Source organism: Vibrio aphrogenes (assembly GCF_002157735.2).
Lineage (GTDB): Bacteria > Pseudomonadota > Gammaproteobacteria > Enterobacterales > Vibrionaceae > Vibrio > Vibrio aphrogenes.
Genome location: NZ_AP018689.1, coordinates 577,119 through 604,010, shown reverse-complemented (window position 1 = coordinate 604,010; position 26,892 = coordinate 577,119). Strand labels below are relative to the sequence as shown.

The following is a 26,892-nucleotide window of genomic DNA, read 5'->3' as shown; positions in this document are numbered from 1 at the left end:
CATTTTATTAATTATGCTTACATTTCTTTAAAGTTAAACCATTATTTTTGAAATGTTAATTTACTTTAAAAAAGACGTTTTTTCATGGCGTTCAGCGTATTTTCAACTAGCTCTTTTTAACCCTGTAAAAATAAACTTTCACTAACTCAAGCTAAATGGAATGAGCTCCACCCCTAAGACAGTGCTGAATGCCATTACCACCAGCAACGAGGTTTTGAATACTGATTTAGACCATTGGATATAATCACTGTCATCCATACGTTTAAAAGTGACCTTAGACCAAGAGTAGCAAGAGATTGCCGCCACAATTAAATATTCATACCCCGTATGACCAAAAGCATAAAGCCCAAAGGCGACCAAAGAAAACGCCACGACATAAGCCATCATATGTTGACGAGCCTTTTGTATTCCTTTTACCACTGGCAATACCGGAATACCCGCTTGTTGGTAGTCCTGCATTCTAAACATCGCAATCGCATAAGAATGCGGCATTTGCCATAGACAAAACAACCCAAACAATAAAACCGCTTCTAAACTAATGTAATTGGTCACGGCTAAGTAACCAACCAAAGGTGGAATCGCCCCCGATACACTGCCAACTAAGGTGCCGTATACCGAGGTGCGCTTGTACCACATGGTATAAAAGAACACGTAAAAAACGTAACCGAGCAAGACCATCACCGCAGATAACGGATTAGCCATTTTGTACAACAAACCAGTGCCCAGTAACAGCATCACTATGGCGTACAAAAAGGCATGATCCACCTTGATGCCACCTTGCACTAGGATGCGCTGTTGGGTACGTGACATTTTCAAATCGATATCTCGATCAAAAATATTATTGATCACGCAGCCAGAGGCAATCACTAACCCCACACCAAGCAAGGTATAGCCAAGTAATGCCAAGGTGACTGGCTCCGATTTTGCAGCTAAAAAATAGCCTGCCAATACAGAAATCAAATTCCCGATGATGATGCCCGGTTTGGTGATGGATACGTATTCTTTTAACATCAGTCTCAACCTACATCATCATATTGTGGTTTAGGTTCCACATGATCCAAATAGACCCAGCGACCACAATAAAGACAATCACGACGGTGAAGGCGAAAGACAAGGCGTTAAACTTGCCCTTCTCTGAGCTGTCCATGTGTAAAAAATACACCAGATGAACCAGTAATTGAGCCACGGCGGTGATGATCAAAATCTCAATCGTGGTTTCACGCGACACTATCCCAGTATAGGCAAAGTAAAATGGGATAATCGTCAGAATAAGTGAAGCCACAAAGCCAATCAGATAACCTTTCGCACCAGACTGGTCATGGTTTTTAGATACCGATGAATTAGACATTACACTACCCCCAATAAATACACGATGGTAAAGACACAAATCCATACGATGTCTAAGAAGTGCCAGAATAAACTTAAGCAGTAAAAACGGCCCTTCATTAAGTCATTCAAGCCTTTGCTATTTAGTTGGTAATAACACACCGTCAACCAAATAAGGCCAAAAGTAACGTGTAAACCGTGAGTACCAACCAAGGTAAAGAAGGCCGATAAGAACGCACTGCGCTGTGGACCGAAGCCTTCCGCTATTAAGTGATGAAATTCATAAACTTCCATCGCAATAAAGCCCAGCCCCAGTAGCGCGGTGATCAATAACCAACGTTTTAAACCGGTAACATCTTCACGCTTCATTGCAATAATGCCAAAACCAAAAGTGATACTACTTAAGAGCAACAGCATGGTTTCAACGAAGACAAACGGAAGTTCAAAAATATCCTTTCCGGTTGGTCCACCCGCAGTGGCATTGACTAAGACAGCATAAGTGGCAAATAAAGAGCCAAATAAAATGCAGTCACTCATCAAGTAAATCCAGAAGCCGTATTGCTTCATCTCATTTGCGTCATGATGATCGTGATCATCATGCTGACCATGCTCAGCTAGCGAATTAGCGTGCATAATCGACCTCCATATCTTCATCATCTGACGGATTAGTTTGTTGTGCTTGGGCTTTTTTCAGCTGTTCTTTATGGGCTTGTTCAATAGCTTTAATTTCTTCTACCGTCACGTAATAATCTCGGTCTTCATTAAAGCTGTGAACAATGGCAGTCACAATAACGCCGACAACTCCCACAATGGCGAGCCACCAGATATACCAAATCATGGCAAAACCGAAAATCAAAGAGAATCCAGAAATCACTAACCCTGTTGCGGTATTTTTCGGCATGTGAATCGGGGTGTATTCTTCTTTTTCGTTCAGCTTAGCTTCAATCCCAGCGACACCATTTTGTTTTTGATACCAGAAAGCATCTAGCTCATCACCCATTGGCGACTTAGCAAAGTTATAAAATGGCGGTGGTGATGATGTTGCCCACTCTAATGTCCGTCCATCCCATGGGTCACCGGTCAGATCGCGGTTTTGTTCACGGTCGCGGATACTGACAATAAATTGCATCGCTTGACACAATACGCCACAGAAAATAATGAAAGTACCGAATGCTGCCGTCGCTAACAGCGGGAAGTATTCAGGGTCAATATGCTGGCTCAAACGACGAGTCATCCCCATAAAGCCCAAGGCGTACAGTGGAATAAAGGCAAATAAGAAACCAATAATCCAGCACCAGAAGGCACGCTTGCCCCATTTTTCATCCAACATAAAACCCGTGGCTTTCGGGAACCAATAGGTCACACCGGCGAAACAGCCAAACACCACCCCACCAATAATCACGTTATGGAAATGCGCGATCAGGAACACACTGTTATGTAATACGAAATCGGCACCAGGTACGGCCATCAGTACCCCTGTCATCCCACCAACCGTAAAGGTAATAAGAAAACCGATCATCCATAACATTGGAGAGGTAAATTCCACACGACCACGGTACATAGTAAATAACCAGTTGAAGATCTTAACCCCTGTCGGAATTGAGATAATCATGGTAGCAATCCCAAAGAAGGCATTAACGTTCGCCCCTGAACCCATGGTAAAGAAGTGATGTAACCATACGACAAAGGCTAAGATGGTGATCACAACGGTTGCCCAAACTAGTGAGGTGTAACCAAACAGTTTTTTACGTGAGAAGGTGGCAACCACTTCAGAGTACACACCAAAAATAGGCAAGATCAGAATGTACACTTCCGGGTGTCCCCATGCCCAAATTAAGTTAACGTACATCATCATGTTACCGCCCATATCATTGGTAAAGAAATGGGTTCCGAGGTAACGGTCAAGCGTTAATAGAGCAATCGTCACGGTAAGAATTGGGAATGAAATAATGATCAAAACGTTGGCGCACAATGAAGCCCAAGTAAAGACAGGCATTTTCATGAGCGGCATGGATGGCGTCCGCATACGCATGATCGTGGTAAAGAAGTTAACCCCTGATAACGTGGTTCCTATACCCGATATTTGCAGCGCCCAAATCCAATAATCTACCCCTGTTCCTGGGCTGGCTTTGATGCCAGATAATGGTGGATACGCCAACCAACCAGTACGGGCAAATTCCCCAACACCGAGAGACACATTAGTTAAGATTACGCCCACCACAAACAACCAAAAGCTCAGGTTATTCAAATATGGGAAAGCCACATCGCGAGCACCGATTTGCAACGGCACCACAATGTTCATCAAACCAATAATTAATGGCATGGCGACAAAGAAAATCATGATCACGCCGTGAGCACTAAAAATTTGGTCATAGTGTTCAGGGGGCAGATAACCTGCTTCACCAGCCGAAGAAAGGAGCTGCTGACTGCGCATCATCACGGCATCTGAGAAGCCGCGAATCAACATAATCAAGGCTACCGCAATGTACATAAAACCGATTTTTTTATGATCAACCGAGGTAAACCATTCTGACCATAAATATTGCCATTTACCGTAATGAGTAATAGCTGCGACAACCGCTAAACCCACGATCGCAATGATCGTCAAGGTCACCATGATAATAGGTTCATGGTATGGCACGCTGTCGAGAGAAAGTCTTCCAAACATAGTATTTCCTACCTTTACTGTTTCGCCATATCCATAGAATGCCCTTCACTCATGCCTTGTTCGCTTGAGTTTAAAGATCCTTTATATTGCTTAACCACATCCGCAAATAAATGTTCTGGAACGCTGGAGTAATACGTCACCGGCACATTCTCACTCGGTTTCGCCAATTCACGATATCCATCAAAATCTTTCATCACTAAGGCATTCGGTTGCTGTTTCACCGACTTGACCCAGTCATTAAATTCTTCAGGTGTGTTAGTGACATGAGCAGTAAATTTCATTCCAGAGAATCCAGCACCGCTATAACTGGCTGAAATCCCTTTATAATCATTCGCTTCATTAGCCATCAGATGCACACTCGTCATCATGCCTGGCATGGCATAAATTTGACTGCCCAAGCGTGGAATAAAGAAGGAGTTCATGATGTTGTCTGAGGTGACTTTGAATTTAATCGGCACATCTTTAGGGAAAGCCACATAATTGACCGTTGCTATATGTTGTTCCGGGTAAATAAATAACCATTTCCAATCTAAAGAAACGACTTCAATGGTCATGTGGTCAATCTCACTCACGAGAGGCTTAGATTGCTCCAGTTCATGAGTTGTACGCCAAGTGATCGTGCCTAAAATGGCAATAATAATGATAGGAATTGTCCACACCACCACTTCTATTTTGGTTGAATGCGCCCATTCTGGATCGTATTTCCCCTCTTGATTCGTTGAACGATATTTATACGAAAAAAATACCGTCATCAAGATGACAGGAATAACAACGATCAACATCAGTAATAACGCGGTGATGATCAATTCTTTTTCTTGAATGCCAATGACCCCTTTCGGATCCAGCAAAGCAGATTCACATCCTGACAACAGCAAAGGCGCTAACAGCATCCCTCCCCGTGACAAAATGTTTTTGTATCTTGAGGCTTCCATTCTAATTCTCGATATTAAAGGCGAAGAAAAGCGCCGTCGTGTAACATTGCGGCGGCACGGTTCAACGCAAAACCATGAAATCGATTGAAATGAGTTTTAGTTGCAAATTCAAACAACACCAGCTCATTTGCGACCAAGTAAATTTCACTACTTTTCAGTCAATTGGCACGATAGCCAGAAAACCGTTAAGTTAAGAGAAGAGAATAACAAAGCTAATTTGGTTACAACCAAATACACATTGTTACATTTGCAACATTATGCTTACATGTAAGCGCGTTCTCATTACAAATTAATGAGAACTAATTTTCCAAAAATGATAACAAGAGCTTGTGAATACATAGGACAGGAATAAACGAAAAGTTAAACGCTATTATTAAGCTTTTTAACAAGTAAGGTTAAGCTGATAATTAGTACCATTGATATTGATATGAGAAATAAAAATAAACCAATAATAACAATCCTCTATCGGCAAAATAAAAATACATTGTCGTGATATCATTTTTGTTTTTTCTTACTACATCCAATGCAACATTTATGTTACTTTCACCAAAACCACAAACTTAATATGGATTTAAATGGATTGCTGTATTTTGCTAAGGAGTATGCATGAACACGCAAAAAAATCCCTTCACCCTTATTGATAAACCCACCTTCTTTGGAGCACTTTTTCTGCTTTTTGTCGCGGTTGTTCCTTTACTTATTTTTCCAGAGAAAGGAGCAGAGTGGATCGCAATAGCCAAAACTTTTATGACCGATGAAGTCGGCATCTTGTACCTCATTTTGGGCTTAGCGAGCTTTTTCTTCATGATCTACATCGTTTTCTCAGATATTGGTCAAATCAAACTGGGTGATCCGGATGAACAACCTGAATTTAAAACCAGCTCTTGGGCTGCCATGCTATTTTGTGGTGGTATTGGAGCCAGTATTTTGTATTGGGGGACTATTGAATGGGCTTTCTATTACCTATCACCTCCCTTTCAGTTAGAGTCTGGAAGTGAAGAAGCCATTCGCTGGGCAGCCACTTATGGGATTTTCCATTGGGGTCCTATCGCTTGGTCAATTTATCTTGTCCCAGCCATTCCGATTGCTTATTTCTTTTATGTTCGTAAACAACCCGTCTTAAAAGTTTCCGCAGCATTGATGCCCGTTATTGGTGAAAAACGAGCTCATGGTTGGCTAGGAAAAATGATTGATGTTTTATTTATTTTTGGTCTACTCGGTGGTGGCGCAACGACCTTAGGTCTTGCCGCACCACTAATTACGGAAGGGTTAAACAACCTATTTGGCATTCCACAAACCACCACAGTTCAGCTCGGAGTACTCTTAGTTTGTACTTTAATTTTTGCTTATTCCGCTTATGCCGGCATGTCTAAAGGCATCCAACTTTTAAGTAATATCAATTTTTGGGGGGCTATTGGCTTATTAATCTTCGTTTTTTTGGTCGGCCCAACCAACTTTCTAATTGAGACCGGGTTAGACGCTTTCGGGCGTATGCTGACTCATTTCTTTAGAATGGCCACTTGGGCGGAACCCTTTGGCGGATTAGGTGATTTCAAAGATACACACTTCCCACAAGATTGGACCATTTTCTACTGGGCTTGGTGGCTAGTCTTCGCACCAAGCATGGGGCTATTTATTGCTCGTATTTCTCGTGGACGTACCATCAAACAAATGGTCGTCGGCTCTATTTTCTTTGGTTCGCTTGGATGCTTTCTCTTTTTTATGATTTTAGGTAATTATGGATTATCTTTGCAGCTCACCGGTGCAGTGGATGTTGTAGGGATTTTACAACACCAAGGCACAACAGCAGCGATCTTCGCAACGCTAGAACAATTACCTATGAGCACCGCAGTTATTGCTGTATTTACCATTCTTTGTATTTTATTTACAGCAACAACCTTTGATTCCATCTCTTACATCCTAGCTTCTGTAGTGCAAAATAATGTAACTGAGGAACCAATGCGTTGGAACCGCTTATTCTGGGCATTTACGTTATCTTTCATGCCTGCTGTTCTGATGTTTATGGGTGGATTATCGACATTACAAACGGCGGCTATTGTCGGCGGTATTCCATTAATTGCGATTGCTTTTATGCTAATGGTTTCAACCGTAAAAGCAGCTTCTTTAGATTTATCACACCAAGATGGTTATGAAGATCCTGTCATTAATATCGAAGACTTACCAGAGGTCGACCCGTGGTCAACCGAAGGGGTAGCTTTAACTAAGTTTGAAGATCTCAAAGCAACTGCGATAGAAGCCGCTAATGATGAACGTACAGCATTAAAAGCCATTTGGAAATTGAAAAAGAAAATCCGTGAGCAAGCCTTAACTTATGGAGATAATGGTTTAGAGTTAGGTGACATTCCACCTGAAATGCGACAAGAACTGGAACGTTTAACAACCGATGCGATGGCAGCCAAAGAAGTGAAATTATCCGCATCTGAAGAAGCGCAGCAGGCACGTATAGCATTTAATGCTTTGATAAAAGAAAAAAATCAACAAGAGCATCAAGATGCTTCGGCAACAGAGGAAAAACCTTCCCACCAAGTCGCCAGTTAAACTTCATCCTTAAAATGAATAAGGGCAGCCACCGAGCTGCCCTTATCTTATTTCCTAAGTATTATACCAATCACACTAATTAGATGGTCAGATAATTAGTATTACTTCAAATACTGATCATGAAACTTCACATGCTCATCAATGAAACTCGCAATAAAGAAATAGCTATGATCATAGCCAGAGTGCACATTAATCTGAAATGGGTAGCCCACCTCATTGGCGGCATTTTCTAATAAATGCGGCTTTAATTGTTCCTCTAAAAAGTTATCGGATAACCCTTGGTCCAGTTTTATGGGCGGTAAATACGCTTCATTGCCTTTGATTTTTTTCATTAGCTCAACTGCATCGTATTTTACCCATAATGCTTGATCATCCCCCAAATAAGCCGTCAATGCTTTGTGGCCCCAAGGACAATGCAGAGGGCTCACGATGGGGCTAAACGCTGAAATCGACTTAAAGCGCGGACTATTGCGCAATCCAATGGTTAATGCGCCATGCCCGCCCATCGAATGACCAGAGATCGCACGTTTATCATTAACGGCAAAATTCGCTTCAATCAAAGCTGGCAGCTCATACGCAATGTAATCGTACATTTGATAATGCTTAGCCCACGGCTCTTGAGTGGCATTTAAATAAAAGCCAGCCCCTTTGCCTAGGTCATAAGCCTCATCATCCGCAACCTCATCACCTCGTGGGCTGGTATCCGGCGCGACAATCGCAATGCCAAGTTCTGCTGCTATTCGCTGCGCACCGGCTTTTTGGACAAAGTTCTCATCAGTGCAGGTTAACCCCGACAACCAATATAAAACTGGTACTTTTTGCTCACTGGCTTGTGGCGGCATAAAAATCGAAAAGCGCATAGTACAATTCAACACTTTAGATTCATGTTCGAACTGTTGCTGATAGCCACCAAACGATTTATTTGAATTGAGTTGTTTCATTATACGGTTCTCGTTTATACGTTTCTCGTAGCTCGGAAGCTCGGAAGCTCGGAAGCTCGGAAGCTCGGAAGCTCGGAAGCTCGGAAGCTCGGAAGCTCGGAAGCTCGGAAAAGTCTATACCCGTTCCCAAGACTAGAACAACAGCCCTAAGCTACACTTTAACCTTAAAATTCATCGAACTTACAACTAAAAAAGCCCCTACTATTGTTGCTCTATCTTAAGCATCTCACCTCAAGATACGAACAACGAGTTTCCTAGCTACGTACCAATCTTCAAAGTAATTGGGCTTACCGCTAAGAATGCACTTATTATTGTTGTTCGATCTTAAGTATTTTACCTCGAGACACGAGCAACGAGCTTCCTAACTACGTACCAATCTTCAAAGTAATTGGGCTTACCGCTAAGAATGCACCTATTATTGTTGCTCGATCTTAAGTATTTTACCTCGAGACACGAGCAACGAGCTTCCTAGATACGTATCTTAATAATGAATGACGGTTCGGATACTCTTACCCTCATGCATCAATTCAAATGCTTTATTGATGTCTTCAAGCCCCATAGTATGAGTAATGAAATCATTGAGTTTGAATTCACCTTGCAGATAACGTTCTACATAATCAGGCAATTGAGAACGCCCTTTCACCCCACCAAATGCCGAACCTTTCCAGACTCGGCCCGTCACTAATTGGAATGGACGCGTTGAGATTTCTTGACCCGCCCCTGCCACACCAATAATGATCGATTCTCCCCAGCCTTTGTGACAACACTCTAACGCCGAACGCATTAAGTGAACATTACCGACACATTCAAAAGAGTAATCCACACCACCATCGGTCATTTCAACGATCACTTCTTGTATTGGCTTATCGAAATCTTTTGGATTCACCACATCGGTTGCGCCCAATTTCTTGGCTAACTCAAATTTGGATTCATTAATATCAATCGCAATAATACGCCCAGCTTTTGCCATTGCAGCGCCAATAACCGCCGATAAACCAATGCCACCCAGGCCAAAGATCGCAACAGTATCACCCGGTTGAACCTTAGCGGTATTCGTCACCGCCCCCATACCCGTTGTTACGCCACAACCTAACAGGCACACTTCTTTTAAGTCGGCTTGCGGGTTCACTTTTGCCAGTGATATTTCAGGCAGAACCGTATATTCAGAGAAGGTAGAGCAGCCCATATAGTGGAAGATTGGCTCGCCATTGATTGAAAAGCGAGTCGTTCCATCAGGCATTAAGCCTTTGCCTTGAGTTTCACGTACGGCGGAACACAAGTTGGTTTTACCAGAAGTACAGAATTTACATTTGCCACATTCTGCCGTGTAAAGTGGAATAACGTGATCCCCAACTTTTAGTGAAGTCACGCCTTCCCCTACTGATTCAACGATACCGCCGCCCTCGTGACCTAAAATGGCAGGAAAGACGCCTTCTGGATCATCGCCAGATAAGGTAAAAGCATCGGTATGACATACGCCAGTTGCAATAATTTTTACACGTACCTCACCCGCTTGTGGCGGCATCACATCCACAGTTTCCATTGTTAATGGCTCACCTGCTTTCCAAGCAACGGCGGCGCGTGATTGAATTACTTGTGCTGTCATTTCAATTCCTTACTCATTAATCTCAGGGAATAAGTCAGCGGCTTTTTTATCAAGCTCACCACTTAAGATATCCATTCAGTATAGACACCAATGGCGAAATGATAAGACTTGAATAAGTAAAACACTTTTACATATATACAATAATAGATAAAATATTAGAAAGATTAATACATATAGGTGATAAATATGCAGTGGCAAGGAATTTCAGAATTTGTGGCTGTCGCTGAAACCGGAAGCTTCACCTTAGCGGCTAAACAACTCAACGTCTCAACTGCGCAAGTGAGTCGCCAAATTAATCAATTAGAGAAGCGTCTCGCCATTCGTTTATTTTATCGCACCACCCGCCAAGTCAAACTCACCGATCTCGGACAGTCATATTTCGAGCAATGTCGAGCAATTTTAGATCAATTAACCGAAGCAGAACGCTCTGTCACAAACTTAAATCATAGTCCTCAAGGTCGACTCAAAATATCGGTTCCGATCGCTTATGGGGAAAGCCATGTGGCTCCTCTGATTAATGATTTTTACCTCGCTTATCCTGAGCTCAACATTGAACTGTGGCTCACTAATCAAGTGGTCGATTTAACCGAAGAAAAGGTCGACTTAGCCATTCGCCTCGGCCCATTAGAAGATTCCAGTATGATGGCGAAAAAATTACGTTCTCGTCAGCAGTACCTTTGCGCAGCACCGAAATACCTACGTCAATGGGGCCAACCAGAAAACTTAAATGATTTAAAAAAGCATAACTGTTTAGTTGGTACGCTCAATTATTGGCGTTTTCATCATCGTAAGATCACGATTAAAGGCGGGTTGAGTTGCAATAATGGTTACGCACTCTTAGATGCTGCATTAAAAGGGATTGGGATTGTGCAGTTGCCAGATTATTACGTGCAGAGTTATCTCGAATCGGGGCAGCTTATCTCGCTGTTTGAATCACATCAGCCTAAAAATGATGGTGTGTGGGCGGTGTACCCACACAACCATACTTTATCCACTAAAGTGCGCTTGTTGCTGGATTATCTTGACCAACATTTACCGGCCTAAGCCTGCGCTGCTGACCAAGATTCTCTTTAGCTTAGGGACGAGCTTGCCATTGACGGAAATCATTACCGGTTGGCGCTTGTGATACTCGAAGATCAAATTCCGGCAATACCGCATAAATATGATCAAAAATATCCGATTGAATCGACTCATATTCTAACCAAGCCGTGGTATTGGTAAAGCAATACACCTCTAACGAGATCCCTTCATGGGTTGGGCTCATTTGACGAACCATTAACGTCATTTCTTTGTGAATACGTGGGTGCGCATAAAGGTAATGTTCTAAATATGCCCTAAAACTACCGAGATTGGTTAATTTGCGACCGTTAATACCACACTCATGGTCAAAGTCATTACTGGAGTTATATTCCGTTAACTCTTCCACTTTATTGAGCAAATAAGGTTTTAATAATTGTGCTTTGGTTAAATAGCCAATTTCTTCTTTTTTAAGAAAATGCACACTGGTAGCATCAATTAGCACACTGCGTTTAATGCGGCGGCCCCCAGAATCTTGCATTCCTTTCCAGTTTTTAAACGAGTCTGAAATTAGAGCATAAGTTGGAATAGTCGTGATGGTTTTATCCCAGTTTTGCACTTTTACCGTGGTTAAACTGATATCAATCACATCACCATCCGCCCCATATTTCGGCATTTCCAGCCAATCGCCCACACTTAACATTTTATTGGCAGATAATTGAACCCCAGCCACTAAGCCTAATATTGGATCTTTAAAGACCAACATGATGACGGCGGTCATGGCACCTAAACCACTTAATAGGATGACCGGTGATTTACCAATTAAAATCGAGGTAATAAGCAGCGCTGCAACCACAAAGAAGATGATCTTCAAACTTTGCATGATGCCGCGTATTGGCATGTTTTTACCGGCTTGTGTACGACTTACCGCCCGTTCAATTACATCTAAAATTGAAAACACCACCAGCAAGGTATAAATCACGACCCACAAGGCAACGGCAGTCATGATGGCTTCTCGGATAAAACTTTCTTGAGAGAGCCATAACTTAGCTTGAATACCGATGACCGAACCTTGAATTAACAGCGCTAAACGGCTAAATAAATTTTCATTAGCAACGATACCTCGCCAGATCCCACCTGAGACATTGGCGCGATTTTTAATCCATCTCAATACTCCTCGATGAAGGAATAAATGAATAATAATCGCAATAATGACAATAAGACCGAGAGCTTTCGCCACCGGAAGCATTTGTTGTAAGGGGACGCCGAGCTCCTCAAACCAATTTAGTACATTCTGATACATAACCACACCTTAAAAGACAACATCAGAGAACATTATAAAATCTGACGCATTTTTTAAACTAACTACTGGTAAAATAATCCTTTCCTTACAAAAGTTGTAATAATCAGGATGTCTTTGCCAATCAATAATACCGATAGGCTATCCGCTTATACTAAGCGTACTAATTAGATGGTCAGATAATTAGTACGATTGGTATTATCATAAGGCGTTAGCTTAATGGAAATCTAACGCACTAGCTCAATAGAAATCATGACGATCCCATGACCGCCATTTGGGTAGTATTAGTTTGTAAAAATGCAATCAATATCGTATTGACAGTGTACCTTTCCCCACTGTGATTTTCGACCGGGTTTTCCTTATTTATCAATAATTTTGATAGCAATCACCTTGATACTATTCCGGCTTGAGATCATTGTTCTTAATCGCCCCCCTCAGCTAACAGTTAATCCTTCAATTGATGAAGAGAGCGTTGTAATTGCTCCAGTTTTTGATGCAGCTCTTGAATTTCTTTTGAGGTAGCAAGCTTATCTTGTTCTGGTGCCCTTTCTTCACGCAATTGCTTATGCTCTTCTGACATCACTTCTAAAATCGTCCCCACCATCATATTTAAGAAAATGAAAGCCGTTAAGAAGATAAACGTGAGGTAATAGATCCAACTTAGTGAATAGACTTGCATGGTTTCGTACATCACATCCGTCCAATCTTCAAAGGTGGCGACTCGAAATAAGGTCAACATCGAAATCGACACATCACTCCACAACGTTGGATTAATATCTGCAAATAACATACTGCCAACGGCGGCATAAATATAGAAAATAACGAACATCAATAAGCCAATGTACCCCATCTGCGGAATGGCTTTGATAAGTGCATTCACCAGCACCCGTAATTCCGGCACCATAGAAACCAAACGCAGCACTCGGAAAATACGTAATAAACGAGCAACAAACATGGTTGAACCCGCCGCTGGATACAAACTGCCGATCACTATGATGGTGTCAAAGATATTCCATCCTTTTTTAAAGAAAGCGCGAAAGCCATCACTAGCGAGATAGCGAATGACCAGCTCGATTAAAAAGAAGACCGTGATCGCGATGTCCATAATGTTCAATGCTGACTCAATAGTCGGAGGCAAAGAATAAGTATGAGCGCCGACGGTTAACGCTGAAATAACAATGACCGCAATCACAAACCATTGGAATGTATTGCTTTTATCAATACGTTTAAATGCATTTTGTAAATGGCGGAATGTCTTTGTCTGTTCCAATCACATCACCTTAAAAAATTACGAATTATGGTTAACAGTGTCAGTCTCACCCTGTATGGTAAATAGCTCAAAAATGAACATTCAACGAGGACGTTGTCATGATGAAACTGGGTTTTATTGGCTTTGGAAAAAGCACGAACCGCTATCATATGCCTTTTATTGATGCGGCAAACAAGTTTGAAGTAACAGGGTATTACACCCGGGGTACGCGACAATTTGACATGCTTTATCCTAATCTCAATAACCACATTCAACGCTTTGAAACTCTGCAATCTTTGTTAGACAGCCCTGTTGAGTTAATTGTTATTACTACCCCAGCCAGTACCCATTATGAATTAGCCAAACAAGCCATCTGCGCGGGTAAGCATGTGATTGTCGAAAAGCCATTTTGCGATACGCTCGCACAAGCTCAAGATCTCTTCCAACTCGCCAAACAACACCAGGTTCGTATCACGCCCTACCAAAACCGCCGTTATGACAGTGACTTTCTTACTATTAAAAACGTGTTAAAGCGCCAAGATATTGGCAAAGTAATGGAAATCGAATCTAACCATACGCATTATCGAACCGATGGTGCCGAGCATTCTGGCTACCTATATGATGGCAGCGTGTATGGTCATGCCGTGCATTTTCTCGACCAAATTGTGTCGCTATATGGCGAGCCCGATGAGGTGATTTATGACATTGCTAACCAAAAGAATTACTACCTTGGTGAAGGTTTGAGCTACCAAATGGATCACACTCAAGAAAATGGCGTTCCAGAAGATCATTATGATATTAAACTGGTTTACGGCAATTTACGCGTGCGTATTCGTTTCTCACAATTGATCGTCAAAGAGCCGCCCCGCTGGATAATCAATGCCACCAACGCGACAGTTGAAAAATATCAAATTGACCAACAAGAGCGCGATTTAAAACAAGGCATCTTCCTTGATACGCCAAGCTTTGGTCAAGACACCGCTCAAGGTACTTGCACCATTTACTTTAACGATCATCATGAGCTAATAGCGCCCATCCACCAGCATTACACCCAGTTTTATCTCGATACCTATCAAGCGATTCGTGACAACACCGAAATGCCAGTAACCGAGCAACAAGGGTTGATCGTTTTGAATATCATGGAATCAATTGTGGGACATAGGAAGTATCAAAAGCTAATTTAAATAGGTTCAATTAAAAGAGAAATATATGGATGATAAACAATTAGAACGAAGCTTACATTCGATAGGAAAAGCATGCTTTGTAAAATATTATGATTTATTTCAAAACCCAAATTGGTCAAGAGAAGATCTTATCGAGCATTTAATGAAAGCTGAGGGTTATTATGAATCTGGTTGTAAAACTAGAATTTCTCAGTCTAAACGGATATTTGATAAAAACCGTGCTCTGGATGCTTTAGATATAATTATCAACTCAAATAGGCTACCTGTTGAAATCATTGAAAAGGCAAGAAAGCTAAAAATCCAGAAATAGAGAAGATAAAAAAAGTCCGCAATTACGCGGACTTAAGGTTGATTTGGTGCCTGTTAATGCCAGACCTTTCTTAAAGGAGGATTATTCCCACTCGATTGTCGCTGGTGGCTTACCAGAGATATCGTAAACGACACGAGAGATACCATCGATTTCGTTGATGATACGGTTAGACACTTTACCTAGGAAGTCGTAAGGTAATTGCGCCCAATGTGCGGTCATAAAGTCGATCGTTTCTACTGCGCGTAGTGACACAACCCAATCGTATTTACGGCCATCACCCATAACGCCAACAGAACGTACTGGTAAGAATACCGTGAACGCTTGTGACACTTTATGGTAAAGATCCGCAGCATGTAGTTCTTCAATGAAGATAGCATCCGCGCGACGTAGTAAGTCACAGTACTCTTTCTTCACTTCGCCCAGTACACGCACACCTAGGCCTGGACCAGGGAATGGGTGACGGTACAGCATATTGTATGGAAGACCTAATTCAAGGCCAATCTTACGCACTTCATCTTTAAACAATTCACGTAATGGTTCAACTAAGCCCATTGCCATGTCGTCAGGTAGGCCACCTACGTTATGGTGTGATTTGATTACGTGTGCTTTGCCAGTTTTTGATGCCGCTGATTCGATGACGTCTGGGTAAATTGTACCTTGAGCTAACCATTTTGCGTTTTTCAGTTTCTTCGACTCTTCATCAAAGATCTCAACGAATACGCGGCCAATGATCTTACGTTTCGCTTCTGGTTCAGCTTCGCCACCTAGTGCATCTAAGAAACGGTTTTCAGCATCAACGTGGATGATGTTAAGACCGAAGTGATCGCCAAACATTTCCATTACTTGCTCTGCTTCGTTTAAACGTAATAAGCCGTTATCTACGAATACACAAGTCAGTTTAGGGCCAATCGCACGGTGGATCAGCATAGCAACGACAGATGAATCAACACCACCAGATAGACCTAGAATCACTTCATCATCACCAACTTGCTCTTTAATACGAGCAACAGCGTCTTCAATGATAGAAGATGGGGTCCATAGTTTGTCACAACCACAGATGTTCAGAACAAAGTTCTCTAACATGCGTAAGCCTTGACGAGTATGAGTCACTTCTGGGTGGAATTGTACGCCATAGAAACGTTTTTCATCGTTTGCCATCGCGGCGTATGGGCAAGTATCTGTTTGAGCAACTTTGGTGAAATCATTTGGGATCTCAACTACTTTGTCACCGTGACTCATCCAAACATCCAATAGTGGTTTGCCATCTTCAGCAATCGCATCTTCAATGTTTTTGAACAGTTCACACTCTTCAACCATTTTCACTTGCGCGTAACCAAACTCACGTTCGTTCGAGCCCGCTACTTTACCGCCCAATTGCTCAGACATGGTTTGCATGCCGTAGCAGATACCAAATACTGGTACGCCAGCGTTAAAGACATATTCAGGTGCACGTGGAGAACCTGCCTCTGTCACACTTTCTGGGCCACCAGATAAGATAATACCGTTTGGATTGAATTCACGGATATCCGCTTCATCTACATCCCAGCTCCATAGTTCACAGTACACACCGATTTCACGGATACGGCGAGCAATCAACTGAGTGTATTGAGAGCCAAAGTCTAAAATTAAAATACGCTGAGCATGAATATTGGTCGTCATTCGTTTTCTCTAATAATCAAATCAAGGTTGATAATGGTGTGAGTTTCGAGTTTCGAGTTTCGAGTTTCGAGTTTCGAGTTTCGAGTTTCGAGTTTCGAGTTTCGAAAAGCATACTTTTGCATTTCTAACTCAACAACTCACACCTTTATAAATTCTTTTACTATGCAAATTTTTAATTTCTCACACCGGAATTAAGTTCCAGAACAAGGCGAATACGCGGAGTTGACGCTAGTCAATGAGCACATTCAACACAGTTATTGAACTTAATAACCTGTGAGAAATAAAAATCTTAACCTAAGCGGTAATTTGGTGCTTCTTTAGTGATTTGCACGTCATGAACATGCGACTCTTGCATACCTGCGCCAGAGATACGAACAAATTCGGCTTTCGTACGCATATCTTCAATAGTAGCACTGCCTGTCAAGCCCATGCTTGAACGTAAACCGCCCATTTGTTGATGGATGATTTCTTTTAGGTGACCTTTATAAGCAATACGACCTTCGATTCCTTCAGGAACAAGCTTGTCTGCTGCGTTATCTGATTGGAAGTAACGATCAGATGAACCTTGAGACATCGCACCTAAAGAGCCCATACCACGGTAAGATTTGTATGAACGACCTTGGTAAAGGATCACTTCGCCTGGTGCTTCTTCTGTACCAGCAAACATTGAACCTACCATCACACAAGAGGCACCCGCAGCAATCGCTTTACAGATATCACCAGAGAAACGAATACCACCGTCGGCAATCACTGGAATACCAAATTCTTCGGCTGCACTTGCCGCTTCAGAAATAGCTGTAATTTGTGGAACACCAACACCTGTTACGATACGAGTCGTACAGATAGAACCAGGGCCAATACCCACTTTTACGGCATCAACACCAGCGTCGATAAGTGCGCGAGCACCCGCCGCTGTTGCCACGTTACCACCGATGATTTGTAGATCTGGGTATAACGCACGAGTTTCTTTAATGCGGTCTAATACACCTTGTGAGTGACCATGTGAAGAGTCGATAAGTAGGACATCAACACCCGCTTCCACTAATGCTTTCACGCGTTCTTCATTACCAGCACCTGCACCAACAGCTGCGCCAACACGTAAACGGCCACGCTCATCTTTACAAGCGTTTGGTTTGCTTTCTGCTTTTTGGAAGTCTTTGGCTGTGATCATGCCTGACAGTTGGAAAGCATCATTAACAACCAGTACTTTTTCAACACGATGCGCTTGCATGCATTGTTGAACATCACTCATTGATGCGCCTTCTTTTACTGAAGCCAAACGATCTTTTGGCGTCATCAGTACTTCAACTTTTTTCGTTAAATCAGTTACGAAGCGAACATCACGGCCAGTAATGATACCAACCAGTTCGTTGCTTTCTGTTACAACAGGGAAACCAGCAAAGCCATGTTTTTGAGTTAATGCTTTCACATCAGCAATCGTATCAGTCGGACGAACTGTCACAGGATTACTTACCACACCCGCTTCGTAAATTTTAACTAAGCGAACTTGCTCGGCTTGTTGTTCAATCGACATATTCTTGTGAATAAAACCGATCCCGCCTTCTTGAGCGAGAGCAATGGCTAAACGAGCTTCTGTTACCGTATCCATAGCGGCAGAGATCATTGGAACATTAAGTGTGATCTTTTTAGTCAACTGAGTGCGAAGATCAGCTGTATTAGGAAGAACAGTGGAGTGTGCTGGGACGAGCAGTACGTCATCAAACGTTAAAGCTTCTTTGGCGATTCGTAGCATTGCAATATCTCACATAAGAGTGTTAGAAGGATAAACCCCGTGGTTGATTCATTTCATCGTTTCGCATAACAAAATGAATTTGGGATTTGATATTGCAGCGGGATTATACGCCTCAGGCAATCGGTTTGCCAGCCATTTTTCACTGTTTCTTTATTAAAATTAAGTGAATTCACTAAAAATCGTCTCAACAGCCTGAATTCACAAGAAACTCGCTTAGTGCAAACGTTTTAATGAAAAGCAAAAAGAGCGCCTAAATTGATTCTCTTTCGCCATTTTTAGACAAATTTTAAGCCTCCATCAATGAAACGGAAAGAAACGTGATAATCTTAGGCAGTTAAATATGCCCATTGATGAGAGTTACAATGTCTATCACCACCAATACGAATGCCAATATTTTTACCGTTTCACGTTTAAATGCGGAAGTGCGCATGTTACTTGAAAATGAAATGGGCATCGTGTGGCTAGTTGGAGAACTCTCCAATTTTTCAGCGCCAGTTTCAGGCCATTGGTACTTCTCGTTAAAAGATGCGCGTGCTCAAGTAAAATGCGCCATGTTCAAAGGCAATAACCGCCGTGTCACTTTTAAACCCAACAATGGTAATCAAGTATTAGTGAAAGCTCGCTTATCTCTTTATGAGCCACGTGGGGATTATCAGCTAATCATAGAAAGCATGCAGCCAGAAGGTGATGGACGTTTACAACAAATGTTCGATGAACTGAAAATGAAACTGGCTGGTGAAGGCTTATTTGCTCAGCATCTTAAAAAGCCCTTACCCGATAACCCCAAGCGTATCGGGATTGTCACCTCAAAAACTGGGGCCGCTTTATACGATATTTTAGATGTCTTAAAGCGTCGTGACCCTAGCTTACCGGTGGTGATTTACCCCACTATGGTCCAAGGAGAAGAGGCGGCTTACAAAATAGCTCAAGCGATAGGTCGCGCCAATAGTCGTAATGAATGTGATATTTTAATCGTCGGTCGTGGTGGTGGCTCTTTAGAAGATCTGTGGTGCTTTAACCATGAAATTGTCGTACGTACTATTGCCGCTAGCCAAATTCCGGTTGTTAGTGCCGTTGGACATGAAATTGATGTCACCATAGCTGACTTTGTGGCCGATGTTCGCGCCCCTACTCCATCTGCCGCCGCCGAATTAGTCAGCCGTGATAATAGCCATAAAGCACATACCTTATTGGCTAAACAGCGCGATTTGCTGGCCGCTTGGCGTCATTACTCCCATCAACAAAAAAGTCGTTTGAGTCAATTGCAATTTTCATTAGAAAAACAGCACCCTCGTTATCAATTGGATAAGCAAAGCCAACGACTCGATGAATTACAAATTCGATTATCACGTGCCATTCACGCTCATTTACAACGTTTGCAAGTTCAATTACATCGTACAGAGCAATCCCTTGGTTTTTACTCTCCAACCAAAACCATTGAACGTCATCAAGATCGTTTACATACTTATCAAGCACGTTTGATCCAAGCCATCCATCGCACCTTACGTGATCAACAATACAAGCTGGCATTACAAGCTGAAAAGCTCGATACCGTAAGCCCGCTTTCAACCTTAAAGCGTGGCTACTCGATCACTCGTGATAGCAAAGGGGCAGTGCTCACAAGCCGTCAGCAACTTCAATCGGGCGATACCATCATTACTCGCTTTAGTGACGGGGAAGTGGCTTCGGTTATCGTATAACCCACACGCCGTAATATAAAACCAGACACCTCAGCGATGTGGTGTCTTTTTTTTACTTTTCATTTTATTACTTAACCTCTACTGCTTTTTCTTTTGCCAATCTTGAATCACGCGAGATTTGGACTTTAATTCATTACAGCTTGGGCAAAAATAGCTGGTTGAGCCGCAAGCTTGAATGCGCTCTAGTTCACTTGGACAGTCTGGACACATCATCCGCATGACCCATTCGTTCTCACAGCTAGAACAATGGAAGTGATCCTGTGCCTGATTTTCTATTGAGATCCAAGTCAGAGCTTTTTGGCAGTCTGGGCAGAGATTCGTTTCCATTTATCACCTTATATTTTGTCAATAAATACCATTCGATCTTGATCTGATCTTACGCTTTCTACTTAATGAGCAGCGATCTACCCCATTAAGAATATTTATATCACCATATACCGAAAGCATAAGTTACATATTCTGCATTTCAATTTTAAAAAGGATAAAAATCTAAATTAAATTTTAAAAAGCCAATGATCCGATATTTTATATAAAAGAAAAAAGCCAATTTGACCGATAAAACTCGTCGATCGTAACAAAACAGCAGATATTACTGTTCTTGTCATTTTCATTCATTTTGAGCATACCTTTTAGATAAAAAAATGCCACTCATTACGAGTGGCATTGATAATCGATAAAGTCGTAAACGCTATTTTTTACGTCCGCGTTTGATAAGGCTCATCATCTTCTTACGTTTTTGATCGTCAGAGTAGCCAGATTTTTTCGTTGGTGCTTGGGTTTCAAATGGGTTTTCACTATTCTGGAATTGAATACGAATAGGCGTGCCCATGATCTCCAAAGAACGACGGAAATAGTTCATCAAATAACGCTTGTAAGAATCCGGTAATTCTTTCACTTGGTTTCCGTGCACCACAATAATCGGTGGGTTATAACCACCTGCGTGTGCGTATTTCATTTTCACACGGCGACCACGGATCAGTGGTGGCTGATGATCATCTTGAGCCATTTTCATAATACGAGTCAGTACCGATGTACCCACGCGTGTGGTCGCTGATTTATACGCTTCTTGTACTGATTCGAATAAATGGCCAACTCCGGTACCGTGTAAGGCAGAAATAAAGTGGATACGAGCAAAGTCAACAAAACCTAAACGACGATCCAATTCTTTTTTCACGCGTTCTTTTACGTCGGTATCCAATCCATCCCATTTGTTCACGGCAATCACAATAGAGCGCCCTGCATTTAAGGCAAAGCCCAATAAGCTTAGATCTTGATCGGAAATATTTTCACGAGCATCAATGATCACCAAAACCACGTTAGCGTCTTCGATCGCTTTTAGCGTTTTGATCACAGAGAATTTTTCAACGGCTTCATTGATACGTTTACGACGACGTACACCTGCGGTATCAATCAAGACATATTCACGCTCATCACGCTTCATTGGAATATAGATCGAATCACGAGTTGTTCCTGGCATATCGTAAACCACCACGCGTTCTTCACCTAAAATACGGTTAGTCAGCGTGGATTTACCTACGTTTGGACGACCAATGATCGCCAGTTTAATCGGCTGATCTTGCAGACGTTTAAACTCAGCTTCCGCTTCTTCTTCGGTGTATTCTAGTTGCTCTTCTTCTGCGTCAACCAGGCCGGTCAGATCTTCAATTTCACCATTAAGCTTTGCTTCTTCTTCGGCTAATTGATCAGAAAAAGGTTTTAAAGCTTTATCAATCAAGCTCATTACGCCACGACCATGGGCGGCTGCGATTTGATAAATTTTATCCATACCAAGCTGCCAGAACTCAGCACAGGCAGCATCGGCATCAATACCATCGACTTTGTTTACTACTAGCATGCTTGGTTTTTCACGCATACGTAAATGGCGTGCAATCGCTTCATCGGCTACGGTTAGCCCAGCACGACCATCAACCATGAATAATACAACGTCCGCTTCCTCAATCGCAGCTAAAGACTGTTCCGCCATTTTGGTTTCAACACCATCTTCAGTGCCATCAATACCACCGGTATCAATCACGATGAACTCATGCTCACCTGACTTAGCTTGACCATATTTACGATCCCGAGTTAAGCCCGGAAAGTCTGCCACTAATGCATCACGCGTGCGCGTTAGGCGGTTAAATAACGTCGATTTACCCACGTTTGGACGCCCAACAAGAGCAACTACTGGAATCATATATACCTCAATTAATACTTAAATAACCTAGAGTAGTTATAGGTAAAGTGAGTTTACCTATAACTACTAATTCGTTATGGCTGCACGATTATCGCTTTTCATTCATATCGCGATAACCATCGCATTATAATGCTATCCACGACTCATAAAAAAAGTCATCGATAGAATAACAAAGGCCCCTATTCACCTGTTATGGATAGGAGCCACACAATCAAACACTGAAAAAATCAGGGCGCGTATTGTATCACGATCCTTCGGGGATCTGCATTTTCTTTATATCGCCCTCTCGGGTGATGATAACAAAGCCATCGTCAGTTTCCACCGGAGGAACCGCAATGCCATCTTCATCAATCAATTGTTGAGCCACAAATTTCCCGGTTGCGCGATCAATCCAATGCAAATAGCCTTCTCCATCCGCCACCACTAAGTATTGATTAATCAAAACTGGTGCGGTTAATTGGCGGTACTCTAATGAATCATTTGTCCAAAGAGGCGTACCACTGCGAACGTCTACGGCTGCAATATGATCTTTATCAGTCACCACAAAAATACGACTGCCATCAGAGGCTAAATCAGTGGCTGATGAATAGGTTCGTTTCCACATCGGAGCGCCTGAGCGTAAATCAATTGCCACTAATTGACCATTGACTCCAACCGCATACAAATTTGAACCTATGATTAACGGCGACGCATCCACATCAACTAAGCGATCAATTTCGGTTGAACCTTTTGGCGTACCAATCGGTTGTTGCCATAATAATTGACCACGTTGAATCAATGCAGCGGCTAAACGACCGTTAGCCATTCCCCAGAACACACCACCCGAAATCGACACCGGTGAACTGTCCCCTCTCAAGGTCAGGTTGGGAACGTCATTATTGATTTCCCAAAACGGCTCACCAGAATCTTCTTTTAGGGCAACTAATGTACCTTTGCTGGTATGGAACATCACTAAGCTTTCGTCGGCTAATGGTTTAGCCAGCACTTCACCGTCAATGTCTTTTTTCCAAACAACCGAACCATCATCGACTGACAATGCAAACGCTTGACCATTTTCATCGCCAATATACAGCTTGTCATAAGAAGCGGTTAGTCCACCAGACAAACGAGCAGGTTGATCGCCTTCAAGATCAACTTCCCAAAGCGTTTTACCCGTTTCAGGATCCAGTGCTTTGACTTCACCATCACGGCTCGCTACAAACACTTTTCCATAGGCATAAACAGGGGATAACTTTGAAAAATAATGCCCAACACCATCACCAATCGATGCCGTCCATTCCGTTGCCGGAGTAAATTGACTCTCGACCACAGGTAGAGGTGCCATCACAATGGTGTCTTCTTCTCCAGCACAGCCAAATAAACCTAATGCAACAAGTGACATGGCTAGACTACGGTTGAACATTTTTTTCATGCAAGACATCCTTTACTTTGCAAGATCATCTAGTTTGATTTGTAGCACTTGGCTGTTTGAGCCATCTTGCTGAGCTTGTGTATACGCTTTTTCAGCTGAATCTTTATCACCTTTAAGCAGATAAATATCGCCTAATAGCTCTTGATTGCGAGCTTTCCAAGCATCTGATTTCACTTCGGTTACGGTGTTAATCGCTTCATCGTATTGACCTTTAGCAGCCTGCACGCGCGCGGTACGATAAGCAATCATCGGTATTAAAGTGTCATCTTTGGTATGCGCTTTCGCCCATTGTAATTGCGTTAAGGCATCATCCAGTTTATTGGCTTGGACCTGCACTTGAGCTAATTGCAATGAGGTTAATACCGCATAAGAGGTGGTATCGTAATTATTGATAAAATCTTGGGCCGATTCCGTTGCCTCTAAGCCTTTTGCTTCAAGGTTAGAAACCACAGCAGTATAACTGTGAGAAGCCGATTCTTGGGCATTAGCTAAAGAATCTTGATAATAACGCCAACCGATAATGCCACCAATACCGACCACGATACCGATCACGACAGCTTTACCATTCGCACGCCACCAATCTTTAATTGCTTCTACTTGTTGTTCTTCGTCAGCGTCGTAGATACTCACGTCCTGTCCTCTTAAAAATTCAATCCAATAATTAAATAATGCTTGCTAAGTAAGCGGCAACCTCTGATTGCGCCATGGTTTGTTGCTCACCACCGGTCAAATCTTTTACGACAACCGTGCCTTCTGCAACTTCATTTTCACCTAATACTAAAGCAATGGATGCGCCCACTTTATCGGCACGCTTAAATTGTTTTTTAAAGTTACCGCCACCGAAGTGCGTCATAAGACGTAAGCCTGATACAGATTCACGTAGCTGTTCGGCTAACTTCATTCCGTTAATCAATGTGCCTTCACCCGCAGTGACTAAATACACATCAACGGCTTTACGAACGTCATTCAGCTCTAAGGTTTCTAGCATCAGAACTAAACGCTCTAGCCCCATTGCAAAGCCAACCGCTGGAGCTGGTTTACCACCTAATTGCTCAACTAAACCATCATAGCGACCACCACCACATACGGTACCTTGTGAACCTAGGCTTTCGGTGATCCACTCAAATACTGTTTTGTTGTAGTAATCCAAACCACGGACAAGACGTTGATTGACTTGGTATTCAATGCCCGCTGCATCCAATAATTCACATAAGCCAGCAAAGTGTGCTTTTGAATCATCATCAAGATAATCAGCAAGTTGCGGTGCATCAACTAAAATCGCTTGGATATCAGGATTTTTGGTATCCAGAACACGCAATGGATTGGTGTACATACGACGTTTACTGTCTTCATCCAGAACGTCCATGTGTTGCTCTAAAAACTCAATCAATACGCTACGGTAATGTTGACGCGCTTCTAAAGAACCAATGGAATTCAGCTCTAAACGAACATGTTTATCAAGACCTAATTCACGCCATAAACGTGCGGTCATCATGATTAATTCAGCATCGACATCTGGGCCTTGTAACCCAAACACTTCCACACCCACTTGGTGGAATTGGCGGTAACGACCTTTCTGTGGGCGTTCATGACGGAACATCGGGCCCACATACCAAAGACGTTGCTCTTGGTTGTAAATCAGACCATTTTCGATACCTGCGCGTACACAACCGGCTGTACCTTCAGGACGCAAGGTTAAGCTATCACCATTGCGGTCTTCAAATGTGTACATTTCCTTTTCAACCACATCGGTCACTTCACCGATCGCACGTTTAAATAAGTTAGTCATCTCCACGATAGGCATACGGATTTCACTGTAACCGTATGAACTGACAACACGTTTTACCGCGTCTTCCACTTTATGCCAAAGCGGAGATTGTGTTGGAAGGCAATCGTTCATGCCTCGAATTGCTTGAATTGTTTTACTCACAGTCTATACCGTTCAAATTGTAGAGTTAATTATTTATCGATGTGGCTGATATCAATGCGATTTTTACTGTCTAACATCGACGCTTTAGCGCGAATTTTGGCTTCTAATTGGTCGATAACATTATCATTATCAAAACGCTCTTTTTGACGTTTACCGTCTTCATAAAAAGCACTTTTCTTGTTACCACCAGCAATACCCATGTGTGACACTTCCGCTTCACCCGGGCCATTCACGACACAACCAATAATAGAGACATCCATTGGCGTAATAATATCTTCTAAACGCTCTTCTAAAGCATTCACTGTCCCAATCACATCAAACTCTTGACGTGAACAGGTTGGACAAGCGATGAAATTGATACCACGAGAACGGATACGTAAAGATTTTAAGATATCAAAGCCAACTTTAATTTCCTCAACTGGATTCGCCGCTAAAGAAATACGTAAAGTATCACCAATGCCTTCAGCCAGTAGCATACCTAGTCCGACCGCTGATTTCACGGCTCCAGCGCGAGCTCCGCCGGCTTCCGTGATCCCAAGGTGTAAAGGCTGATCAATTTTTTGTGCTAATAGACGATAAGAGTCTACCGCTAAAAATACGTCAGACGCTTTGACACTGACTTTAAATTGATCGAAGTTCAAACGGTCAAGAATATCGACGTGACGCATTGCTGACTCAACTAACGCAGCAGCCGTCGGCTCACCGTATTTTTGTTGAATGTCTTTTTCTAGCGAGCCGCCATTCACACCAATTCGAATAGGAATATTATTGTCTCGTGCACAGTCCACAACGGAGCGAATGCGCGCTTCATTACCGATATTTCCTGGGTTAATACGCAAACAATCGACGCCGTATTCCGCCACTTTCAGGGCTATACGATAGTCAAAATGAATATCAGCGACTAAAGGAATGGCGACTTGTTGCTTAATTTGTTTAAACGCCTCTGCGGCATCCATCGTTGGTACCGATACGCGTACGATATCAGCGCCCACTTTCTCAAGCGATTTAATTTGAGCGACCGTCGCTTCCACATCGGTGGTACGAGTATTGGTCATAGATTGAACAGCAATTGGAGCGCCGTCGCCAATCGGCACATTGCCAACATAAATTCGAGTCGATTTACGACGCTTTATAGGAGATTCGTGTTGCATAA

Annotated in this window: 22 protein-coding genes; 5 read left to right on the top strand and 17 right to left on the bottom strand. The window is 42.5% G+C overall.

Annotated features, from left to right (window positions below):
- Positions 1-141: 141 nt before the first annotated feature.
- From cyoE to cyoA, 5 genes are read right to left on the bottom strand one after another with little or no spacing between them, the layout of a single operon-like run.
- The gene (gene cyoE / locus VCA1004_RS02825) at positions 142-1,011 is read right to left on the bottom strand and encodes a heme o synthase (protein WP_086982336.1); all 870 of its coding nucleotides are present in this window, start codon (positions 1,009-1,011) and stop codon (positions 142-144) included.
- 10 nt (positions 1,012-1,021) lie between these two features.
- Positions 1,022-1,348, bottom strand: a complete 327-nt coding sequence (gene cyoD, locus VCA1004_RS02820) for a cytochrome o ubiquinol oxidase subunit IV (RefSeq protein WP_086982334.1) — start codon at positions 1,346-1,348, stop codon at positions 1,022-1,024.
- Positions 1,348-1,959 (bottom strand): cytochrome o ubiquinol oxidase subunit III, encoded by a 612-nt coding sequence (gene cyoC / locus VCA1004_RS02815; protein WP_232012614.1) that lies wholly within the window; start codon positions 1,957-1,959, stop codon positions 1,348-1,350. Before cyoC ends, cyoD begins: the two co-directional genes overlap by 1 nt.
- Complete coding sequence (cyoB, locus tag VCA1004_RS02810) at positions 1,949-3,994, bottom strand: cytochrome o ubiquinol oxidase subunit I (protein WP_086982333.1); 2,046 nt, start codon at positions 3,992-3,994, stop codon at positions 1,949-1,951. The genes cyoC and cyoB overlap by 11 nt, the downstream gene beginning before the upstream one ends.
- Positions 3,995-4,008: 14 nt before the next feature.
- On the bottom strand, positions 4,009-4,926 hold the full coding sequence (cyoA, locus tag VCA1004_RS02805; RefSeq protein ID WP_086982331.1) for a ubiquinol oxidase subunit II: 918 nt from the start codon (positions 4,924-4,926) through the stop codon (positions 4,009-4,011).
- A 606-nt stretch (positions 4,927-5,532) separates the two neighbouring features.
- Here cyoA and VCA1004_RS02800 point away from each other — a divergent pair.
- Positions 5,533-7,485, top strand: coding sequence for a BCCT family transporter (locus VCA1004_RS02800; RefSeq protein ID WP_086982329.1), 1,953 nt, complete (start codon positions 5,533-5,535; stop codon positions 7,483-7,485).
- Between the two features lie 101 nt (positions 7,486-7,586).
- On the opposite strand, the gene fghA is transcribed toward VCA1004_RS02800, so the two are convergent.
- Positions 7,587-8,426 (bottom strand): S-formylglutathione hydrolase, encoded by an 840-nt coding sequence (fghA, locus tag VCA1004_RS02795; protein WP_086982327.1) that lies wholly within the window; start codon positions 8,424-8,426, stop codon positions 7,587-7,589.
- 481 nt (positions 8,427-8,907) lie between these two features.
- Complete coding sequence (locus VCA1004_RS02790; RefSeq protein ID WP_086982325.1) at positions 8,908-10,032, bottom strand: S-(hydroxymethyl)glutathione dehydrogenase/class III alcohol dehydrogenase; 1,125 nt, start codon at positions 10,030-10,032, stop codon at positions 8,908-8,910.
- A 186-nt stretch (positions 10,033-10,218) separates the two neighbouring features.
- Here VCA1004_RS02790 and VCA1004_RS02785 point away from each other — a divergent pair, with 186 nt between their 5' ends.
- Positions 10,219-11,076, top strand: a complete 858-nt coding sequence (locus tag VCA1004_RS02785; protein ID WP_086982323.1) for a LysR substrate-binding domain-containing protein — start codon at positions 10,219-10,221, stop codon at positions 11,074-11,076.
- Positions 11,077-11,107: 31 nt separating this feature from the next.
- Here the strand turns inward: VCA1004_RS02785 and VCA1004_RS02780 are convergent, their stop codons facing one another.
- Both VCA1004_RS02780 and VCA1004_RS02775 read right to left on the bottom strand, forming a co-directional pair.
- A complete protein-coding gene (locus VCA1004_RS02780) occupies positions 11,108-12,352 on the bottom strand; it encodes a mechanosensitive ion channel family protein (RefSeq protein WP_086982321.1) in 1,245 nt (414 codons plus the stop codon).
- A 442-nt stretch (positions 12,353-12,794) separates the two neighbouring features.
- A complete protein-coding gene (locus tag VCA1004_RS02775) occupies positions 12,795-13,619 on the bottom strand; it encodes an ion transporter (protein WP_086982319.1) in 825 nt (274 codons plus the stop codon).
- 98 nt (positions 13,620-13,717) lie between these two features.
- Here VCA1004_RS02775 and VCA1004_RS02770 point away from each other — a divergent pair, with 98 nt between their 5' ends.
- On the top strand, positions 13,718-14,782 hold the full coding sequence (locus tag VCA1004_RS02770; RefSeq protein ID WP_086982317.1) for a Gfo/Idh/MocA family oxidoreductase: 1,065 nt from the start codon (positions 13,718-13,720) through the stop codon (positions 14,780-14,782).
- A 25-nt stretch (positions 14,783-14,807) separates the two neighbouring features.
- Entirely contained in the window at positions 14,808-15,092 is a 285-nt protein-coding gene (locus tag VCA1004_RS02765) for a hypothetical protein (RefSeq protein WP_086982315.1), read from the top strand.
- An 81-nt stretch (positions 15,093-15,173) separates the two neighbouring features.
- Here the strand turns inward: VCA1004_RS02765 and guaA are convergent, their stop codons facing one another.
- Together guaA and guaB are read right to left on the bottom strand one after the other, a co-directional pair.
- Positions 15,174-16,751 (bottom strand): glutamine-hydrolyzing GMP synthase, encoded by a 1,578-nt coding sequence (gene guaA, locus VCA1004_RS02760; RefSeq protein WP_086982313.1) that lies wholly within the window; start codon positions 16,749-16,751, stop codon positions 15,174-15,176.
- A gap of 289 nt (positions 16,752-17,040) precedes the next feature.
- The gene (guaB, locus tag VCA1004_RS02755; protein ID WP_086982311.1) at positions 17,041-18,504 is read right to left on the bottom strand and encodes an IMP dehydrogenase; all 1,464 of its coding nucleotides are present in this window, start codon (positions 18,502-18,504) and stop codon (positions 17,041-17,043) included.
- A 362-nt stretch (positions 18,505-18,866) separates the two neighbouring features.
- Between guaB and xseA the strand changes: the two genes are divergently transcribed.
- Positions 18,867-20,204, top strand: a complete 1,338-nt coding sequence (gene xseA, locus VCA1004_RS02750; RefSeq protein ID WP_408646869.1) for an exodeoxyribonuclease VII large subunit — start codon at positions 18,867-18,869, stop codon at positions 20,202-20,204.
- Positions 20,205-20,282: 78 nt separating this feature from the next.
- Here xseA and VCA1004_RS02745 read toward each other — a convergent pair whose 3' ends face one another.
- The 6 genes from VCA1004_RS02745 to ispG all read right to left on the bottom strand — a co-directional run bounded on the left by VCA1004_RS02745 (position 20,283) and on the right by ispG (position 26,890).
- Positions 20,283-20,531, bottom strand: a complete 249-nt coding sequence (locus VCA1004_RS02745; RefSeq protein ID WP_086982310.1) for a zinc ribbon domain-containing protein — start codon at positions 20,529-20,531, stop codon at positions 20,283-20,285.
- Between the two features lie 361 nt (positions 20,532-20,892).
- Positions 20,893-22,398 (bottom strand): ribosome biogenesis GTPase Der, encoded by a 1,506-nt coding sequence (gene der, locus VCA1004_RS02740; protein ID WP_086982309.1) that lies wholly within the window; start codon positions 22,396-22,398, stop codon positions 20,893-20,895.
- A 244-nt stretch (positions 22,399-22,642) separates the two neighbouring features.
- Positions 22,643-23,809: an outer membrane protein assembly factor BamB gene (gene bamB / locus VCA1004_RS02735; RefSeq protein WP_086982308.1), complete on the bottom strand. Its 1,167-nt coding sequence runs from the start codon at positions 23,807-23,809 to the stop codon at positions 22,643-22,645.
- Between the two features lie 12 nt (positions 23,810-23,821).
- Complete coding sequence (locus VCA1004_RS02730) at positions 23,822-24,439, bottom strand: YfgM family protein (RefSeq protein WP_086982307.1); 618 nt, start codon at positions 24,437-24,439, stop codon at positions 23,822-23,824.
- Between the two features lie 31 nt (positions 24,440-24,470).
- On the bottom strand, positions 24,471-25,739 hold the full coding sequence (gene hisS, locus VCA1004_RS02725) for a histidine--tRNA ligase (protein WP_086982306.1): 1,269 nt from the start codon (positions 25,737-25,739) through the stop codon (positions 24,471-24,473).
- A 29-nt stretch (positions 25,740-25,768) separates the two neighbouring features.
- Positions 25,769-26,890, bottom strand: coding sequence for a flavodoxin-dependent (E)-4-hydroxy-3-methylbut-2-enyl-diphosphate synthase (ispG, locus tag VCA1004_RS02720; protein ID WP_164520814.1), 1,122 nt, complete (start codon positions 26,888-26,890; stop codon positions 25,769-25,771).
- Positions 26,891-26,892 lie beyond the last annotated feature (2 nt).

Excerpts from the sequence above, each read along its gene's own strand:
- cyoE (WP_086982336.1), bottom strand. The coding sequence starts at position 1,011 with ATGTTAAAAGAATACGTATCCATCACCAAACCGGGCATCATCATCGGG.
- cyoD (WP_086982334.1), bottom strand. The coding sequence starts at position 1,348 with ATGTCTAATTCATCGGTATCTAAAAACCATGACCAGTCTGGTGCGAAA.
- cyoC (WP_232012614.1), bottom strand. The coding sequence starts at position 1,959 with ATGCACGCTAATTCGCTAGCTGAGCATGGTCAGCATGATGATCACGAT.
- cyoB (WP_086982333.1), bottom strand. The coding sequence starts at position 3,994 with ATGTTTGGAAGACTTTCTCTCGACAGCGTGCCATACCATGAACCTATT.
- cyoA (WP_086982331.1), bottom strand. The coding sequence starts at position 4,926 with ATGGAAGCCTCAAGATACAAAAACATTTTGTCACGGGGAGGGATGCTG.
- VCA1004_RS02800 (WP_086982329.1), top strand. The coding sequence starts at position 5,533 with ATGAACACGCAAAAAAATCCCTTCACCCTTATTGATAAACCCACCTTC.
- fghA (WP_086982327.1), bottom strand. The coding sequence starts at position 8,426 with ATGAAACAACTCAATTCAAATAAATCGTTTGGTGGCTATCAGCAACAG.
- VCA1004_RS02790 (WP_086982325.1), bottom strand. The coding sequence starts at position 10,032 with ATGACAGCACAAGTAATTCAATCACGCGCCGCCGTTGCTTGGAAAGCA.
- VCA1004_RS02785 (WP_086982323.1), top strand. The coding sequence starts at position 10,219 with ATGCAGTGGCAAGGAATTTCAGAATTTGTGGCTGTCGCTGAAACCGGA.
- VCA1004_RS02780 (WP_086982321.1), bottom strand. The coding sequence starts at position 12,352 with ATGTATCAGAATGTACTAAATTGGTTTGAGGAGCTCGGCGTCCCCTTA.
- VCA1004_RS02770 (WP_086982317.1), top strand. The coding sequence starts at position 13,718 with ATGATGAAACTGGGTTTTATTGGCTTTGGAAAAAGCACGAACCGCTAT.
- VCA1004_RS02765 (WP_086982315.1), top strand. The coding sequence starts at position 14,808 with ATGGATGATAAACAATTAGAACGAAGCTTACATTCGATAGGAAAAGCA.
- guaA (WP_086982313.1), bottom strand. The coding sequence starts at position 16,751 with ATGACGACCAATATTCATGCTCAGCGTATTTTAATTTTAGACTTTGGC.
- guaB (WP_086982311.1), bottom strand. The coding sequence starts at position 18,504 with ATGCTACGAATCGCCAAAGAAGCTTTAACGTTTGATGACGTACTGCTC.
- xseA (WP_408646869.1), top strand. The coding sequence starts at position 18,867 with ATGTCTATCACCACCAATACGAATGCCAATATTTTTACCGTTTCACGT.
- VCA1004_RS02745 (WP_086982310.1), bottom strand. The coding sequence starts at position 20,531 with ATGGAAACGAATCTCTGCCCAGACTGCCAAAAAGCTCTGACTTGGATC.
- der (WP_086982309.1), bottom strand. The coding sequence starts at position 22,398 with ATGATTCCAGTAGTTGCTCTTGTTGGGCGTCCAAACGTGGGTAAATCG.
- bamB (WP_086982308.1), bottom strand. The coding sequence starts at position 23,809 with ATGAAAAAAATGTTCAACCGTAGTCTAGCCATGTCACTTGTTGCATTA.
- ispG (WP_164520814.1), bottom strand. The coding sequence starts at position 26,890 with ATGCAACACGAATCTCCTATAAAGCGTCGTAAATCGACTCGAATTTAT.